The organism is Paenibacillus forsythiae T98, assembly GCF_000520735.1.
GTDB lineage: Bacteria > Bacillota > Bacilli > Paenibacillales > Paenibacillaceae > Paenibacillus_AQ > Paenibacillus_AQ forsythiae.
The window spans coordinates 1-14,868 of record NZ_ASSC01000402.1; the positions used below are offsets into that span (position 1 = coordinate 1).

At 52.6% G+C, this 14,868-nt stretch carries 12 protein-coding genes, 1 pseudogene and 1 riboswitch; of the genes and pseudogenes, 7 read left to right on the forward strand and 6 right to left on the reverse strand.

Going from position 1 to position 14,868, the window contains the following annotated elements; all coding sequences use genetic code 11:
• The 4 genes from L692_RS32710 to L692_RS0112785 all read left to right on the forward strand — a co-directional run.
• A partial coding sequence (locus tag L692_RS32710; protein ID WP_036723497.1) for a hypothetical protein occupies positions 1 to 114 on the forward strand: 114 nt, incomplete at its 5' end.
• 40 nt (positions 115 to 154) lie between these two features.
• Complete coding sequence (locus L692_RS0112775) at positions 155 to 589, forward strand: universal stress protein (protein ID WP_025700412.1); 435 nt, start codon at positions 155 to 157, stop codon at positions 587 to 589.
• Between the two features lie 437 nt (positions 590 to 1,026).
• Positions 1,027 to 5,361, forward strand: coding sequence for an Ig-like domain-containing domain (locus L692_RS0112780; RefSeq protein WP_025700414.1), 4,335 nt, complete (start codon positions 1,027 to 1,029; stop codon positions 5,359 to 5,361).
• Positions 5,345 to 7,369 carry an S-layer homology domain-containing protein gene (locus tag L692_RS0112785; protein ID WP_025700416.1) on the forward strand — a complete coding sequence of 675 codons (2,025 nt, stop codon included), beginning with the start codon at positions 5,345 to 5,347 and terminating at the stop codon, positions 7,367 to 7,369. The genes L692_RS0112780 and L692_RS0112785 overlap by 17 nt, the downstream gene beginning before the upstream one ends.
• Positions 7,370 to 7,554: 185 nt before the next feature.
• Here L692_RS0112785 and L692_RS30655 read toward each other — a convergent pair whose 3' ends face one another.
• Positions 7,555 to 7,995 carry a helix-turn-helix domain-containing protein gene (locus L692_RS30655; RefSeq protein ID WP_025700418.1) on the reverse strand — a complete coding sequence of 147 codons (441 nt, stop codon included), beginning with the start codon at positions 7,993 to 7,995 and terminating at the stop codon, positions 7,555 to 7,557.
• A gap of 278 nt (positions 7,996 to 8,273) precedes the next feature.
• Here L692_RS30655 and L692_RS0112795 point away from each other — a divergent pair, with 278 nt between their 5' ends.
• Positions 8,274 to 9,467, forward strand: coding sequence for a fibronectin type III domain-containing protein (locus tag L692_RS0112795; RefSeq protein ID WP_025700419.1), 1,194 nt, complete (start codon positions 8,274 to 8,276; stop codon positions 9,465 to 9,467).
• A gap of 187 nt (positions 9,468 to 9,654) precedes the next feature.
• Here L692_RS0112795 and L692_RS0112800 read toward each other — a convergent pair whose 3' ends face one another.
• Genes L692_RS0112800 through L692_RS0112815 form a run of 5 tightly spaced genes read right to left on the reverse strand, consistent with a single transcriptional unit; the run spans position 9,655 to position 13,504 of the window.
• Positions 9,655 to 10,026, reverse strand: a complete 372-nt coding sequence (locus tag L692_RS0112800; protein ID WP_084463179.1) for a DUF1667 domain-containing protein — start codon at positions 10,024 to 10,026, stop codon at positions 9,655 to 9,657.
• Positions 10,023 to 11,051, reverse strand: a complete 1,029-nt coding sequence (locus L692_RS0112805; RefSeq protein ID WP_025700424.1) for an NAD(P)/FAD-dependent oxidoreductase — start codon at positions 11,049 to 11,051, stop codon at positions 10,023 to 10,025. The genes L692_RS0112800 and L692_RS0112805 overlap by 4 nt, the downstream gene beginning before the upstream one ends.
• A 21-nt stretch (positions 11,052 to 11,072) precedes the next feature.
• Positions 11,073 to 12,515, reverse strand: coding sequence for an NAD(P)/FAD-dependent oxidoreductase (locus tag L692_RS0112810; RefSeq protein WP_025700425.1), 1,443 nt, complete (start codon positions 12,513 to 12,515; stop codon positions 11,073 to 11,075).
• Between the two features lie 24 nt (positions 12,516 to 12,539).
• Positions 12,540 to 12,740 carry a hypothetical protein gene (locus L692_RS31815; protein ID WP_156940427.1) on the reverse strand — a complete coding sequence of 67 codons (201 nt, stop codon included), beginning with the start codon at positions 12,738 to 12,740 and terminating at the stop codon, positions 12,540 to 12,542.
• Complete coding sequence (locus tag L692_RS0112815) at positions 12,737 to 13,504, reverse strand: hypothetical protein (protein ID WP_025700427.1); 768 nt, start codon at positions 13,502 to 13,504, stop codon at positions 12,737 to 12,739. The genes L692_RS31815 and L692_RS0112815 overlap by 4 nt, the downstream gene beginning before the upstream one ends.
• A 346-nt stretch (positions 13,505 to 13,850) precedes the next feature.
• Positions 13,851 to 13,952: riboswitch (purine riboswitch) on the forward strand.
• 233 nt (positions 13,953 to 14,185) lie between these two features.
• Here L692_RS0112815 and purE point away from each other — a divergent pair.
• Positions 14,186 to 14,671, forward strand: a complete 486-nt coding sequence (purE, locus tag L692_RS0112820; protein ID WP_025700429.1) for a 5-(carboxyamino)imidazole ribonucleotide mutase — start codon at positions 14,186 to 14,188, stop codon at positions 14,669 to 14,671.
• Positions 14,672 to 14,697: 26 nt separating this feature from the next.
• A pseudogene (locus L692_RS28690) lies at positions 14,698 to 14,868 on the forward strand (5-(carboxyamino)imidazole ribonucleotide synthase); the annotation flags it as partial.

Genomic DNA, 14,868 nt, shown 5'->3' on the forward strand with positions numbered 1-14,868 from the left:
GTGCTTACGGCCATGTACCGCAGACGCCACAAGACGCGGCATTTATCCTTTGTAATCGGCATTCCGCTGCTGCTGCTCCTGAACGTCCTGATTTACGGTTATTTTTTGCAATAGCACTCCATCGGCAGGACAAAACAAAAAAGAGGTGACGAACATGTTATTCTCTACAATCTTGCTCGCCTATGACGGTTCGAAAGCCGCCAACAAAGCGTTGGATCGGGCGATCGAATTGGCCAAGGTAACGCCGGGGGCCGCCCTGCATGTCGTACACGCATTTGAATTTCCGCGGTTTTTTATCGGGGAAGCTCTCGCGCCTCTGCCGGCTTCGGTCAACAAGGACTATTACGATTTGGCGGTGCAGACAACGGAAGAAGTGAAGAAACGGCTTGAAACGGAAGGGATTAACGCTAAAATCGAGCTGCTGCAAGGTTCGCCTGCGGAGACGATCCTGAAATACGCCAAGGATAACGCCGCGGAGGTTATTGTAATCGGCAGTCGGGGGCTCGGCGGCATTCGCGAGTTCGTGCTCGGCAGTGTCAGTCATAATGTGGTGCAGAGCGCGAAGATTCCGGTGCTGGTCGTAAAATAAAAGCTTTTAATGATGAGGAACGCTTCGGCGTTCCTTTTTTGATGCGCTGAAATTTCTTAACAAGGTAAATACAGGCTGATTATAGCAGCTTGAGTACGAGATTGTTATATTAGGTAACTCTGTCTGTAGCATAACTTTACTTTACTTCGACAAAACATTCTAAGGAATGACACATTTATAACTAATTATATCTTGGTATAATCAAAATATAATAAACCATACATAATATATTCGAAAATAGTGTTATTATTTATAACATTTTTATTTAATTATCTTCAAGCATGAATATGTATGGTGGCGATTTTGTGACAAGGCTGGGTTTGCCAGGGATCAGCAAGATCCCGGCGATTAAGGATTACACAGGGGAGGAATGTGGTGGAAAAAGTACACTGGGTCAGGTATTGGGGTACATAATTAAGTTGATAGGGGGCAATTTCATGCAACAAAGCTGGGGGAAGCAGAGAAGTTCGATCTTTAAGTTGTTTATGGCAATGGTGCTTGTATTTGTGAGTTTGGCTCCATCTGGAGTAGTGTTTGCGGCAGGACTGAATTTTACGGGCGTCAAGCTGGCTGGTTCAAACGCATATTTGGTAAAATCGTCTGATCCCAAGGACAATCTGAGCATTCCGTTAAGCGGCCGTTTTATCGCCGATTTCTCAAACAAAGTATTAGGATACGGCACCACGCCGAAAGGGGACTTAATAGATAACAGATCAAAGGTGAAGCTGGAACGAATGGTGAACGGGAGCCGTGTTGCGGCGGATATTACGGTTGAGGACGGTTTAGTGGGTCAGCCACTGGGTCTGACGTTCAATAACCTTGCAGCCGGAAGCGAGTATGTGTTGACCTTTCTCGAAGGAATAATGGCCAATAACAAAACGATGTCGCTCGGCGCCGATGTTGAAATCGGGTTTACAACCGTGGGTCCGGTAACGCCGGCTGCGCCAACATTTACTGCGGCGACACTGCTGGGAAATGAACTGACGCTCAGAGGACTGCCGAATAACGCGGGCAATCTGGAGTACGCGTATGCCAAGGACGGGACAAGCTACGGAGCATGGTCCGATCTGGCGGTAACGGGCACAACGGCAGCGCTGCAGGTGGTGGATGAATCGGACAGCATCTCCGTAGCCAACTCGGTGTATGCTCCGGTAACTCCGGAATTAAGTAAAGTGCAGGTGCGTGTCAAGGCCAATCCTGAACTGAACAACCCTGAGGGAGAGAGCGTCGTCCAAACGGTGACAACGACTCCGCCGACGCCCGGTGCTCCAGCTCTCAGCGGCGCGGTTCTTTCCGGAACGCAGTTAATTCTGAAGGGTCTTCCCGAAGGGGCGGCGAATCTGGAATACAGCCTGTCAGAAGATGGCAGCAGCTTCGCTTCATGGTACGGCCTAACCGCGCCGCAGACGGTAAACGGAGTGACCTACGCCTATATTGATGCTTCAACGCTAAGCCTCACTTCTGGCGCAAGCCAGATCAAAGTCCGCGTCAAGGCGGATGACGCCGCCTATGTTCCGTCAGGTGAAGTTTCCTCTGCAACGGTTCTGCTGGCTTTGCAGCTGGAGACGCCGATTGAGGAAGGGAAGACCTATGTTTTTGAATCGGGATTGAAGGTGAAGGCGGAGAAGCTGAATCCTGGAGCGAATACGATCACTGTTGAGGATGCCAGACCAAAGGTGAAGCCTTATAATGATGATCCGGTATTTCCGCAGATCGAAGGGATCGGGCCGGTGTATGGCGTTCTTCTCAAAGGCCCCGGCGAGCGCGGCACCAAAAAAGTAACGATGACCGTTCCGATCTCGAATGTCATTCCGGACAACATGCTGACAAAGAGCGGAGTATATGACGGGAGAAACCAGTTATTCCCTTACGGAATTGGCGAGAACGGGCAGTCGGAGGCATGGACCTATCAGAACGATACGGACCGCTCCCAAGTGGACAGCCGGATATTTACCTTCTCCACGGACGACTTTACCGAGACCGGCAAATACCATATGTATAGTGTGCTATATGATCACCTCCCTCCCGGGCAGGCCTTTGTGTACCCCGAAGGCTATGTGAAGGGTCCGGATGGAAGAATGGCTATTAAGCTGCACGTAAGTCCAGGTGAGGATGGAACGGGTATTTCTGAATGGAACCTTTACAGAGATGGTCAGTTATATGCTAAGGTTGGGGATCGGACATCCTATAAAGGGTTAACGAGGGAAGATCTGGACTATTACGATTACAATGTGGAGCCAGGCAAGATCTATGAATATAAGACAAGAGGATATGATGTCTACAATAATGTCGATCCGAGCAACGCTTTATCACATGAGGCTTTCGCCGCTGCAATGACGGATGAGGAGATTATTAATTATGTGAAAGAGGGGTTTGAAAGCGGCAAGTTCTCGTTCAGCTATGGACCCGGAGACTCTCAGCATTCGGTCACACAGGACTTGGGCTTGACGCTGGTTAACAGCAGTGATGGCAGTTATAATCAATTGTTATCTCTTGCGAAAATCACATGGGAAAGCGACCATCCGAATATTCTTCAGGTGGCGGGTCCGACAGTTGCGCATGCTTTCAAGCCTCTGGATACCTCGGAAGCCCTTGTCCATTTAACAGGAACCATAAGCATGAGCAGAGAGGCGCAGGCAACGGTGACCATTCCTGTAACGGTCAAATGGACCGAGGAGACAGTGATTGGATCGGGTTTAAACCCACTGCCTGGAAACGACACACATCTTGTTGAACAACTGCTTGCCGCGATTGACCGGCCGGAAGTCAAGACGATTATTCTGAATTCTACCATTCGTCTGGAGCCGGAAATTTATCCGGATGTGGATATTGATTTCAAAGGCAAGACGGTAAAAGCAGGTCCCTATTTCCAAGAAAACAGTGATCAATATCCGGATGATTATATCGGAAGGATGTTTAGCGCGGGAACTGGCAGCGCCATTCGAAACGCTGTGATTGATGCCGATGGAAAGAAGATTTATTCCCTGATTGGGGTTACAATGCCTTCGGGCTTCCTGATGGAAAATGTTACATTAACCGGTATGGAGAAGGTGTTGTACGGTGTGACCGCGCCGCAGTTTAATAGCCCTACGATTCGTAACAGCACCTTCGGTCCATCCTTGATCGCGGGAGTCTATGTAGCGTATTTTGATGGCACCTACCCGGACGGAACGCTGACGATTGAAAACAGCACGTTTGACGGAGAAGGTAAGCCCGGCTATGCCGTGCTGACTACGGCCGGCAAGACCGTGATTCGCGATAGCGAGATCAAGGGCTACCGTGGAGAGTTCTCCACCGGCTGGAACAGCACCAACGAGCTTGACGGCTACTCTTCGCTCTATAAGAAAATCCATGACGGGTTCACCTCTGCGGGCGTGTTCGTGCGGGAGCGGGGACAGATTGAAGAAATGCGCGGCAATACCATCTCGGATTCAGATACCGGAGTCCAGATATGGACCGGTGAACAGTACCGTTATTGGGATTGGAAAAGTCAGCAGATAAAAGGTCCCGAAACGGTATATGCGGCAGTAAATGGAACACGGGTTATAGACGAGGCGACAGCGAAGGCGGCGGTTGAAGCGCTGCAGGCGGATAATGATACGTCGGCCAGCAGCAAAGGCATTGTCATCAGCGGCGCCCCGGACATGGATCATCCCGTCCTGTGGGCGCAGGCGAAAGACACCGCGTTCACTATTCAGGATCAGCGGCCGGCTCCGTATGCGAAGAGAGCAGCAATTGACGGCAGTCTTTCGTTCAGCTTCTCCGAGGATATCAATCCGGCTACCGTTACCGGAGATACGGTGCAGCTGACGAAATCGGGAACATCCGTTCCGGCTGGAATTGCCTACGATCCGGCAGCGCGTAAGGTTACGATTACGCCAAAGAGCAAGCTGGAATATGGAACGGTATATACTCTTACAGTGTCCAGTGCCGTAGCAGACAACGAGGGCCGTCATCTGCCGGTCAGTCGCAGCTGGAGCTTCACGACTTCTCCGCTGGTTACCTTCTTGACGCCTGCCACGGGAAAAGATATTTCCTACGAAGTGGGGACGAATGCTGAACTGAAAATCAGCTTTGCCACGCCTGTCAAGCCGGGCAGCCTTTCGAACGGAGCGGATGTTATTCTGGAGCAGATCGGGACAGCTTCCAACCCCTCGGGTACAGCGAAGCGTATCCCTGCTGGTTATACATTCAGCAGCGATGGAACGGGGCTTGTGCTGAAGCCGTCCAAACCGCTTGACGGCGGCGCATATTACAGGCTGACTGTACCGGGCAAGCTGACGGATGCGGACGGCAACGTAATGGGCAATGAAGCAAGTACGACTTTCTATACGAAACCGGCTGTCATTACCGACGAAATCAGCTTCTCGCGAAGCGATGTGCTTAATGCTCCTGTAACCGACAAGCTGGAGCCGGGCAAAGAATACCTGGTTACAGTTAAAGCCAAGAACATGAGCGACACCAATCTTCATGATGCGACCGTGTTCCTTGTTGCCCGGGGCGGAAAAGGAGCACGCCTGGAGCACGGCGGGGCAGTCATTGCGACCAAGAGTATAAATACCGCCTCCTTGCCAGGACCTGATAGATATCTTCCGAACTTCTCCTTTATTGTTAAAGTGCCTGAAAATATCGAGGGAGACGTGTACATCGATGTGATGATGCGTGAAAGCTCGCGCTACCGGAACAAGCCGAGAGTGCTTGCGGAAACGAAGCATTTGGTGCTTGAAGCCATGCACAAGGAAGGGGAGGGCGCCGATGAAGAAAATAACTAGCGCTATCCTTGCCTTATGGATGACCTGCTTCCTTCTGGTTCAACCGGTATGGGCCGATCCGGCTGTGGAGATTGTAACCAACGGAGGGGCTACAGCATATAATCCCGGAAATGTCATGGTTATCTCGGGGAAGGTGGCGGATGAAGGGTTCCCGATGTCCAATACTGACGTGTTCATCCAGGTCTATCCGGAGGGGAAGGAGAGCAGTGTTATCTTCTACTCGGGAACCAAAACGGATAGCCAAGGATATTACAAGGCCATCTTCACCTTGCCATCAGGAAGCGAGCTTCCTGATGGCAAGTATAAGGTGGCAGTGAACACGGCCCAGGCATCAGCCGAACAGACATTTTCGGTTCCGGTAACCACCCAGGCGCTGGAATTTATCGGGAGCACAATCAAGGGGGAGGAGAATGGGGCTGCGGACCTTATCCCGGTGGATACCCCTCAAATCTCTCTTGTATTCAATGGTAACGTGAACTTTTTCTACAATAAGAACTATCCTGACTTTGTTATCGGGAAGATTGACAATAACGAAGATTCCATCAAGCTGTATAAGGGAAATACTCCGGTAGCGGCGAATGTGGAGTTGATTGACAGCCTTGGGAACAGCCCAATTGTAGACTTGGAATATTATGCCAATCATTCCCGGACTGTCTTGCATGAGACTGACAGCAAGCGGATTATCCGGCTCTCTCCACAGGGCGGTTTTGAGCCGGGGACGGAATACCGGATTGTGATCAGCAAGGATTTGTGTTCCAACAACGGCAGCAAGCTCGGGCAGGATGTGACGCTTGCGTTCAAGACGGGAGAGCGAATAGCGGCGAGCCCGGATGCTGCAGATCCATCGGGCAGTAACTCCGGAGCGTCGAAACAGGACGTTCCCGAAAAGGTTGTGCTGGCCTCCGATCTGGGAAATATCACCCATGAGAACAACGCAGTCATCCTGAACGTAGACGTGAAGAAAGCAACGGATATACTCAAGGACAGCGGACAAGCTTCGCTTGTGATTGATGTTTCTCAAGAAGCCGGAAAGGACAAGACGGTAAGTCTTCCCGCAGATGTCGTGAACTTGATCAAGCAAATGAACAAGCTGGTGGTTATCCGGGACGGCGAGCTGTCGTTAGCGATTCCTGCGGAGGTGTTAGAGCAGGGGAAGAAAATGAATTTTAGCAGCTCGAAGAATTCCGGAGAGATTGTGGCCGATGCTCCAGCGGCAGCCAAACGAAAGGCGGTCTACTCGTTCAACGCTTCGTCTGACGGGGTTCCGGTGCATCAGTTCAACCAGGAAATCCGGGTGACGCTGCCCGTTCCGGAAGGAACCGCCGACCAGGAGAAATTGGGCGTGTATTACCTGAATGAAGAGTCCGGGCAGTGGGAGTATGTCGGAGGCAGAATCAAGGCCGGGAAGCTAAGCTTTGGAACCAGCCATTTCTCCACCTTCATGGTGGCGGAATCCGAGAAGACCTTCGCGGATATCAGATCCCACTGGGCCAAGAAGGAGATCGAAGTGATGGTGGCCCGCCACATTGTCAAGGGGCTAAATGAAAGCTCCTTTGCCCCGCAGAGCAGCATTACCCGTGCGGAGTTCGCGTCCCTGTTGTCCCGGGTGTTGAACCTGAAGGATTCGGGTATCGCCGCAGGCAGCGCTTTTCAGGATGTTGCCGCCGGCGCATGGTACGCAGCCGATGTGAAGAAGGCGGCCGATGCCGGAATTATTAAAGGCTTGGACGGACATTTCCGGCCCGCAGACAAGATTTCCCGGCAGGAAATGGCTGTAATGATTAACCGGGCGTACACCTATGCCGGAGGAAAGGCGGGCGCATTAAGCAATACGGCATTTACCGATAACGAGCGTATTGATGCATGGGCGAGCGATGCGGTCAAGAGCGTCTATACCCTGGGGATCATTAAAGGACGCCCGAACGGCAGCTTCGGTCCTGTGGACAATGCCAGCCGCGCCGAAGGCGCAGTCATGCTGAAATCGCTGATGGACAAGCTTGAGTTGTAAGAATAACAGTGCTGGAGGTTTAATCCGAAACGGATGACTTGACAGCAAGATACCTTGTTTCATGAACAAGAACCCTGCCACTACAGAATGTAGCCGGCAGGGTTCTTCGTACTTATGCGATCCGAGATTAAAAAGTCATGTCCGCTCCTTGTCAAGAACCTGATTTTTGCTCCTTCGCCAGACGTTCAGCTCGATGATGGCAGGTTCTTTTTTTCAACCTTCATTAATTGCTCGTGTTTGAAATGCACCATATTCATAATAAACTCTTTATCTTCTCTGGAGAAATCCCTGTACATCAGGATAAGCCGTTCCTCTTCCTCTGAATTCTTCATGTATACAGCTTTCTTGAATTCTTCCCCCAGATGGATAACATCAGCTTCCGGAGCCGGAGAAGCTTCAGGCTTTCCCTCATCTTTAGGGATATGCTCTTGACCGGTCAGCAGCCAGTCGGCAGACACCGCGAAAAAGGAGCAAAAGGCTATAAGCGTATCGGCGGCAGGCGAGACTCTGTCTTTCTCGTAATTGCTGATATTTCCTCTTGAAATCCCGGTCTTGTCCGCGACATGCTGTTGAGACAATTTAAGCGTTTCCCTCAAGTATTTAAGTCTTTGTCCTATAGTTTCCATTAAATCACTCCCGGCAATGAACCTTGTTCATATAATTAAATATATTTAAACATCGCTAATTATCATTAATCAGCTTTAAATTAAGCTCTGCATATTGAAATTGCTTAATATTAAGCGTATAATAGCTATATAAGCTTAATCAATTGCCCCCAATACATACTGGTTATGCTGAATGCTCCTTGAAAACTGAAGATAGTGTGCAAATCAGTTCCTCATGCCATATCCGGTGCAGGAGAGGCGAAATCATCCAGTCCAAACGATAACAGGAGGAACAATCTATGATGTTAACCGTCGATAAAAAGAAAATGAAGCGCAAAGTGGCAACGCTTATGCTTGCGGCTATTGGGACAGTTACGATTTTTTCACAATCGGCTTTCGCGCTCAATTCCCAAGGTAATGCGAACTTCTTGTTCAGAGGTATTAAGGTTCTTAATGATCATGAAGTCGTCGTCTATCTGGATAAAGGAAGCTCGTCGTTATCCAAGGATATGTTCAAAATCTATGAAGGAATCGGCACCGGCGGGACACCAATCAGCATTACGGGAATTTCGTCTTACTCTACCCCCTACAACCTGAGTGTCTCCGGCTATGCTCCGGGAACAAGCTATATTCTCACTACCGCCAGCGGCGCTTTTGACGAGCAAGAAGCATACACCATTGAAGCAAGCTCCACAGTCCGCGCGAACAACGGCCTGACACTGGGAGACGCGCTGCAGAAGAAGAATCCGGTAGTCTCTTTCGTTCGTCCTGACTCTTACGGTAATTATGGCACTGGCAATAATAACATTTCGGTATTCAGTGACTCCCAGAACACGGGCAACATTGCAAGAGATGGCGGCTTGTATATCTCCCTCAGTAAACCTGCTGTTAACGCGAGCCAAGTGCTTAGCGGATTGAAGCTATATGAAAAAACGGGATCAACCTACACTGAAGTTACTTATGATAACCCTACCAGTCCGACCAACACAGACGGTGTATTTCAACCGGTGGACTCTGTCAATCATGATTTCTTCTACATCCCGCTCAGTGTAGCCGGACCTGGGGCGACTAATCAGAAAAACTTGCATTCCGCAACGGAGTATAAACTTGAAATTCCGGAAGTCGATTTTGGGAACGGTGAAAAAATGGATCTGGCTGATGTTACCTTTACAACCATGTCTGGCGCCAACCCGACAAAAATAACTTCTGCGCCATCGGCATCGGTTACGGGCAGCAGCGTGAATCTGTCCTGGACGGCTACGAGCAATCTTGTTGTGGACAGCATTACGGTAGGCGCTGCCGCTACCGGGTACAACGTGTACCACAGCACCAACAAATACTTCGGATTCACGAAGGTGAACTCCTCGGCCATTACCGGTACAAGCTACGGCGCAGGCAGCTACTCTTCCGGCACGCATTACTTCCGGATTACTCCAATCGCCAACGGTTATGAGGGCGGGTATTCCACTGAGGTAGAGGTTACCATCCCATAAGTTTCGGGAGTAAGTAAATAAAAAATATCCCCGTAAGCATTCGCACTGCTTATGGGGAGGCTCAAGAAATATTATTCTGCCAAGTATTATAGCAAAATTATGGCCCGATGTTAATATCCCGCATGATGAACATCATGCCAACAGATAGCTAACACCCTGCACCGGATATGTCATGAGCAACTGATTGTTATTGATCCTGCGCAACGCTTTTGGAACTGATGACATCCGTGCCGGTTCCCAGAATACCGGCAATCAGCACTTCTCCGACCTGGACGGGAGCCTTGACCCGGAGCTCCTTCACTTCCCGCATCCATTCGTTAATCCGCTCCTTCGGAAATGGACTGCTGGAGCGGACGGGCAGCCGCTTGCAGACACCACCCTCGATAGAAACGGTAGTTGTTATAATGCGGGAGGGGCAGAGGATTTCATCGTGCGCATACTGCCTCCCCCGCTCGCAGGAGTAACCGGATATGTAGGTTACCACCTTATCCAGCATGCTGACCTCCAGGGCGCATTCCTTGGGGCAGACAATGCAGGAAAGAGTTCTCTGGTTCATCATTTCGCGGTATGCCTCCCATCCTGATACATCGGTTCAAGCTCTGTCCGGCCGCGCCGGTCAAGGATGAAGCTGGCGGCGGAGCGGCCGGCCAATCTTCCCTGAACGGTCACATAATCGGCCAGACTATGGATGGACACCGCGTTCCCGCAAGCAAAGATCCCCTCGGCGTCTGTCTGCATCCGCTCGTCAACAGCCAGTCCGTGGCTGTCTTCATGAGTGGAAATTCCGGCTTGAAGAGCCAGCTCATTCTCCGGTATAAGGCCGACGGAGACGAGCAGCGCGTCGCACGGGATCAGCGATTCCGTCCCTGCGATCGGCTGCATCCGGCTGTCCACCTGCGCAATACGAACACCCTCCAGCCGCTCCTTCCCGATAGTGGAAATGACGGTATGGCTGAGCAGGAGGGGGATGCCGAAGTCGTCCAGGCACTGAATCACGTTCCGGTTAAGACCGGAAGGAGCGGGCATGGCTTCGACAACAGCGGCAACCTCGCTTCCTTCAAGCGTCAGCCGGCGGGCCATAATAAGCCCGACATCGCCCGATCCCAGGATGACCGCGCGCTTGCCGATGCGGTAGCCTTCGAGATTCATAAAGCGCTGGGCGCTCCCGGCTGTGAAAATTCCGGCGGGGCGGTCGCCCGGAATGCCGATCGCTTCCCTCGTCCGCTCCCGGCAGCCGGTAGCCAGAATAAGCGCGTCCGCCCCAATTTCCATAAACCCGTCGGCGGCATTGACCGCCTTGACGGTTCGGTCCCCCGATATTTCAAGCACCGTTGTATCCGTCTTGCACACAATATCCGACTGCCGAACGGATTCAATGAAGCGTTCGGCGTACTCGGGTCCGGTAAGCTCCTCTTTGAAGAGATGCAGGCCGAATCCGCTGTGCACACATTGCTGCAGAATTCCGCCCAATTCCCGTTCCCGTTCAAACAGAATAATCCGCTCTATTCCATTCTGTCTCGCTTCCAGCGCGGCGGCCAATCCCGCAGGTCCGCCGCCGATGACCGCAAGCTCAAACCGTTCCATGCATTGCCTCCTGTCCGCCTGTCAAGGCATTGAATCAGACAAAAGCTCCGACCCGTTATTTTCGAATAATACCTGTTCCATGCGCCGGTCCAGCTCCTCGGACAACAGGCTCGTAACCTTCGGTCCGCAGAAGCCTCCCTGACATCTCCCCATCCCGGCTCTTGTCCTGTGCTTAACGCCATTAACGGAGCAAGCCCCGGGCTCGCGGCTGATGGATTCACGGATTTCCCCCTCGGTGACCTGCTCGCACCTGCACACGATGCGCCCGTAGCCGGGATGCCGCCGAATCCACTCGTTTCTCTCTCCGTCCGGTATGTCCTTGAAAGAAACGAGGCGTTCGCGCTGCGGATTAAAGACAGGGTTGCGCTCCAGGGCAAGCCCCATTCTGCTGAACATTGATGCAACCATGTCCGCGATGTGGGCGGCGATTGCCGGGGAGCAGGTCAGGCCGGGATTGTTGATTCCGGCGGCGTGGATTAACCCGCTCATTACTTCCGATTCCCGGATCAGGAAATCGCCCGCGCTGCATTTGGCCTTTAGTCCCGCGAAAGAGCGGATGACCTGATGCTCCGGAATGCGGCTGGAGATTTTATGGGCCGATTTCATCAGCTTTTGCATTTGACCGGCCGTCGTTTTCTTGCTTGTGCGGTCCTCGGTTCCCTCCATGCTTGGCCCGATCATCACATTGCCGTGCAGGGTGGGGATGAGGAAGACGCTTTTTTCTTTCTCGGACTTGCAGTGGGCTACAATGTGGCTGATCTGAAACCTGGCGCTCCGGTCCAGCACAGCGTATTGTCCGCGCTTGGGCAGGATGGAAAAAGACTCCGAGCCTGCCATGCGGTTAATCAGGTCCGTGTTGATCCCGGCGCAGTTAATGACGGCCCTCGCTTGCAGCGTGCCGCCGGCAGTTTCAACCTCTATTCCGCCTTGCAGCGGCGCAAGTCCGGTCACCCCCGTATTCAGCCTGAATTCCACCCCGTTCGCGGCGGCGTTCTCCGCCAGTGCGAAGCAGACCTCCCACGGATCAACGATGCCGCAGCCCGGATTAAGCAGAGCCGACCTAACCCCATCATTCAGGAAGGGCTCGCGCCGCAGGGCTTCCTCCCTGCTGAGGACGCGGATGCCGGCAATGCCGTTGGTCTCGGCTCTTCTCCGAAGCTCCTCGATTGCAGCGTCGTCCTCCTCATCGAAACCGGCAATCAGCATGTCGACCGGCTTGAACGCGACATCAAGCTCCCGGCAGAGTTCTTCGAACATTTGCCTGCCCCGGAGGGTCAGCCGGCCCTTCAGCTTCTCCGCGCGGGCGGTGTGCCCATTATAGATGATGCCGCTGTTGGCCTTCGTCGCTCCGCCAGCAATCTCATTATTTCTCTCAAGCACGGCGATGCGCAGCTGATATTTGGACAGTTCTCTGGCAACCGCGGTCCCTACAATTCCGGCGCCTATGATGACGATATCGTACATGGGGTCTTTCATCCTTTCCGTGAGCTAATCGGTGGTTGCGGGCTTGCCCGCCATACAACGGTAAGAGTCGCTTGTCCAGCGCCGAAAATAACAGTTCAGGCAGGATAAGGGCTCGTCAGTTACACACTCCTCTTCCACATCGGGGCGGAAGGAGCGGCAGCCCGACGCTTGCTCCGCAGCCTGAAGCTTTACGGATAGATAGGGATCACGCTCGCTTCCGGTCATTGGCCTGTCCTCTGAAGCAGGTGGATTTGCTCTTTGGAGCAGGTCTTCCAGACGGGCGCTTGTCCCGCGCTTTCCGACAGCTGCACAGGAATGACCGTTTTGCCTCCGGACAGTATGGATTTCACCATGTTTCCCAGGGCCACCGTTTCGTCCCCGCCCAGAACTGCGCCGTCAAGACTCTTGATCTCGTCTACTTGTGCGAGCGCGCAAAGCTCCGCCGCCGAAAAAATCGCTCCGGGTTCTCCGACCTTATGCTTGTCCTTGAACGATCCGTCGTTGCCTCCAAGGCGCAAGCCCGCGCCGGCCATCGCCCCGATTATGCCTTGTCCGGTGCCGCCGTGTTCCGACAAGTGAATGCCAAGCTCTGCTGCCAGCGCGTATGCCCCATCCTTGTCCAGCACCTCCCGCTTGGCGCGATAGCCGAAGCTGATTAACCGCTCAGGGTCCGCCAGCCGCTCCGGGATTACAATGCAGAGGCCGGGATCGGCTTCCGGCTCACTCTCCGTTTCCAGGTGCCGGGAGCTGAAGTCAATTACATTTTGAAGGAACTGTGGATCAATATCCGCTTCAAAACACATGGAGCTGTTGTGCGAGGTGTAAGGTATGTCTTCATGGAGCAGGAGCTGATGCCGGGTAATTCTCCGGGATGCCCCCCAGCCATTCGACTTGATGGCCCGGGATATATTTTTGGCCAAATCCCCTGTTCCTTTGATTCCTTTAGTCGTAAAATTATCCGTATCGTCAATACTCACCAATATTCGCATTTGCTTCTCTCCTGTCGCCAGCTTAAATTAATACTAAAGATATATAAATATATTTAGGTATATTTAGGTATGAATTATATCAGCAAACCCGAACCGCAAAAGTGATTAAGTTGTAACCGACACAATAATGTAATAAATAATTTAAATATCGATGCGATACATCAGCTAACCTGATACTTATCATGAGTCTGAACAAGCGCCAAATGACGGTGTTGTGTGGATTTGGACAGACTTTGGCAAAGCGGGATTCGCGCAAGGATGGAGACGATTGTCAAAAAACGAACATTTTAACCCGAGGGTATGATATTGTTCGTGTTTAAGTTGACATACAGTGTAGGGGGTTGTTAAACTGAAGGCATCAACAGCTCGTATAAATCCGGAAATAGGGTCCGGAAGTTTCTACCTGGAAACCGTAAATTTCCGGACTACGGGGAATTAAAAGACATAAGGCGACATCGCTTGCGGCCTGTTCGCGGGAATCGATGCTGTCCTTTTTCCTGTCTCGCCCCGAGGGGAGTGTCCGGAGGAAGTCTTTTATTTCCGTCAGTAGTCCGAATTTCCTGAGAAAATGATTGGGAATCGGGCTTTTTTTGTGCGAATTATGGAAAACTATAGCGAAATGGGTCAAGATAGGAACTGGAGCTGAATGATCATTTCAATGAACGGAAGGCAGGTTGAATCATGTCGGTGCAGGTAGCTGTTATTATGGGCAGCAAATCGGACTGGGAAACAATGAAGCATGCGTGCGAGGTGCTGGAGGAGCTTGAGATCCCTTATGAGAAAAAGGTCGTATCCGCACACCGCACGCCGGATCTCATGTTCCGTTATGCGGAGGAAGCCGAGGAGCGGGGCCTTCGCGTCATTATCGCCGGAGCCGGGGGCGCGGCGCATCTGCCGGGAATGGTAGCGGCGAAGACGATTCTGCCCGTTATCGGCGTGCCGGTGCAGTCGAAGGCGCTGAACGGGCTTGATTCGCTGCTCTCGATCGTGCAGATGCCGGGAGGCATTCCGGTCGGGGCGGTAGCGATCGGCAAGGCCGGTGCGGTGAACGCCGGGCTGCTGGCCGCCCAGATCATCGGCGCGTTCGATCCCGAGACGCGGCGCCGGGCGCAAAGCCGCCGGGACGCGATTCGCGACGAAGTGCTGGAAGGCAGCGACGAGCTATGAGCGGCGGAATCGGCGGAGGCCCGGATATGCCGGAGCGTAAGGCGCTGACGCGGACGCTGCGCCCGGGAGCGACCGTCGGCGTGCTCGGCGGCGGCCAGCTCGGGCGCATGATGGCGCTGGCCGGCAGCGCCATGGGCTACCGCTTCGTGGCGCTCGACCCCGCGCCGGGTGCGCCCTGCGGGCAGGGATCGCCGCAG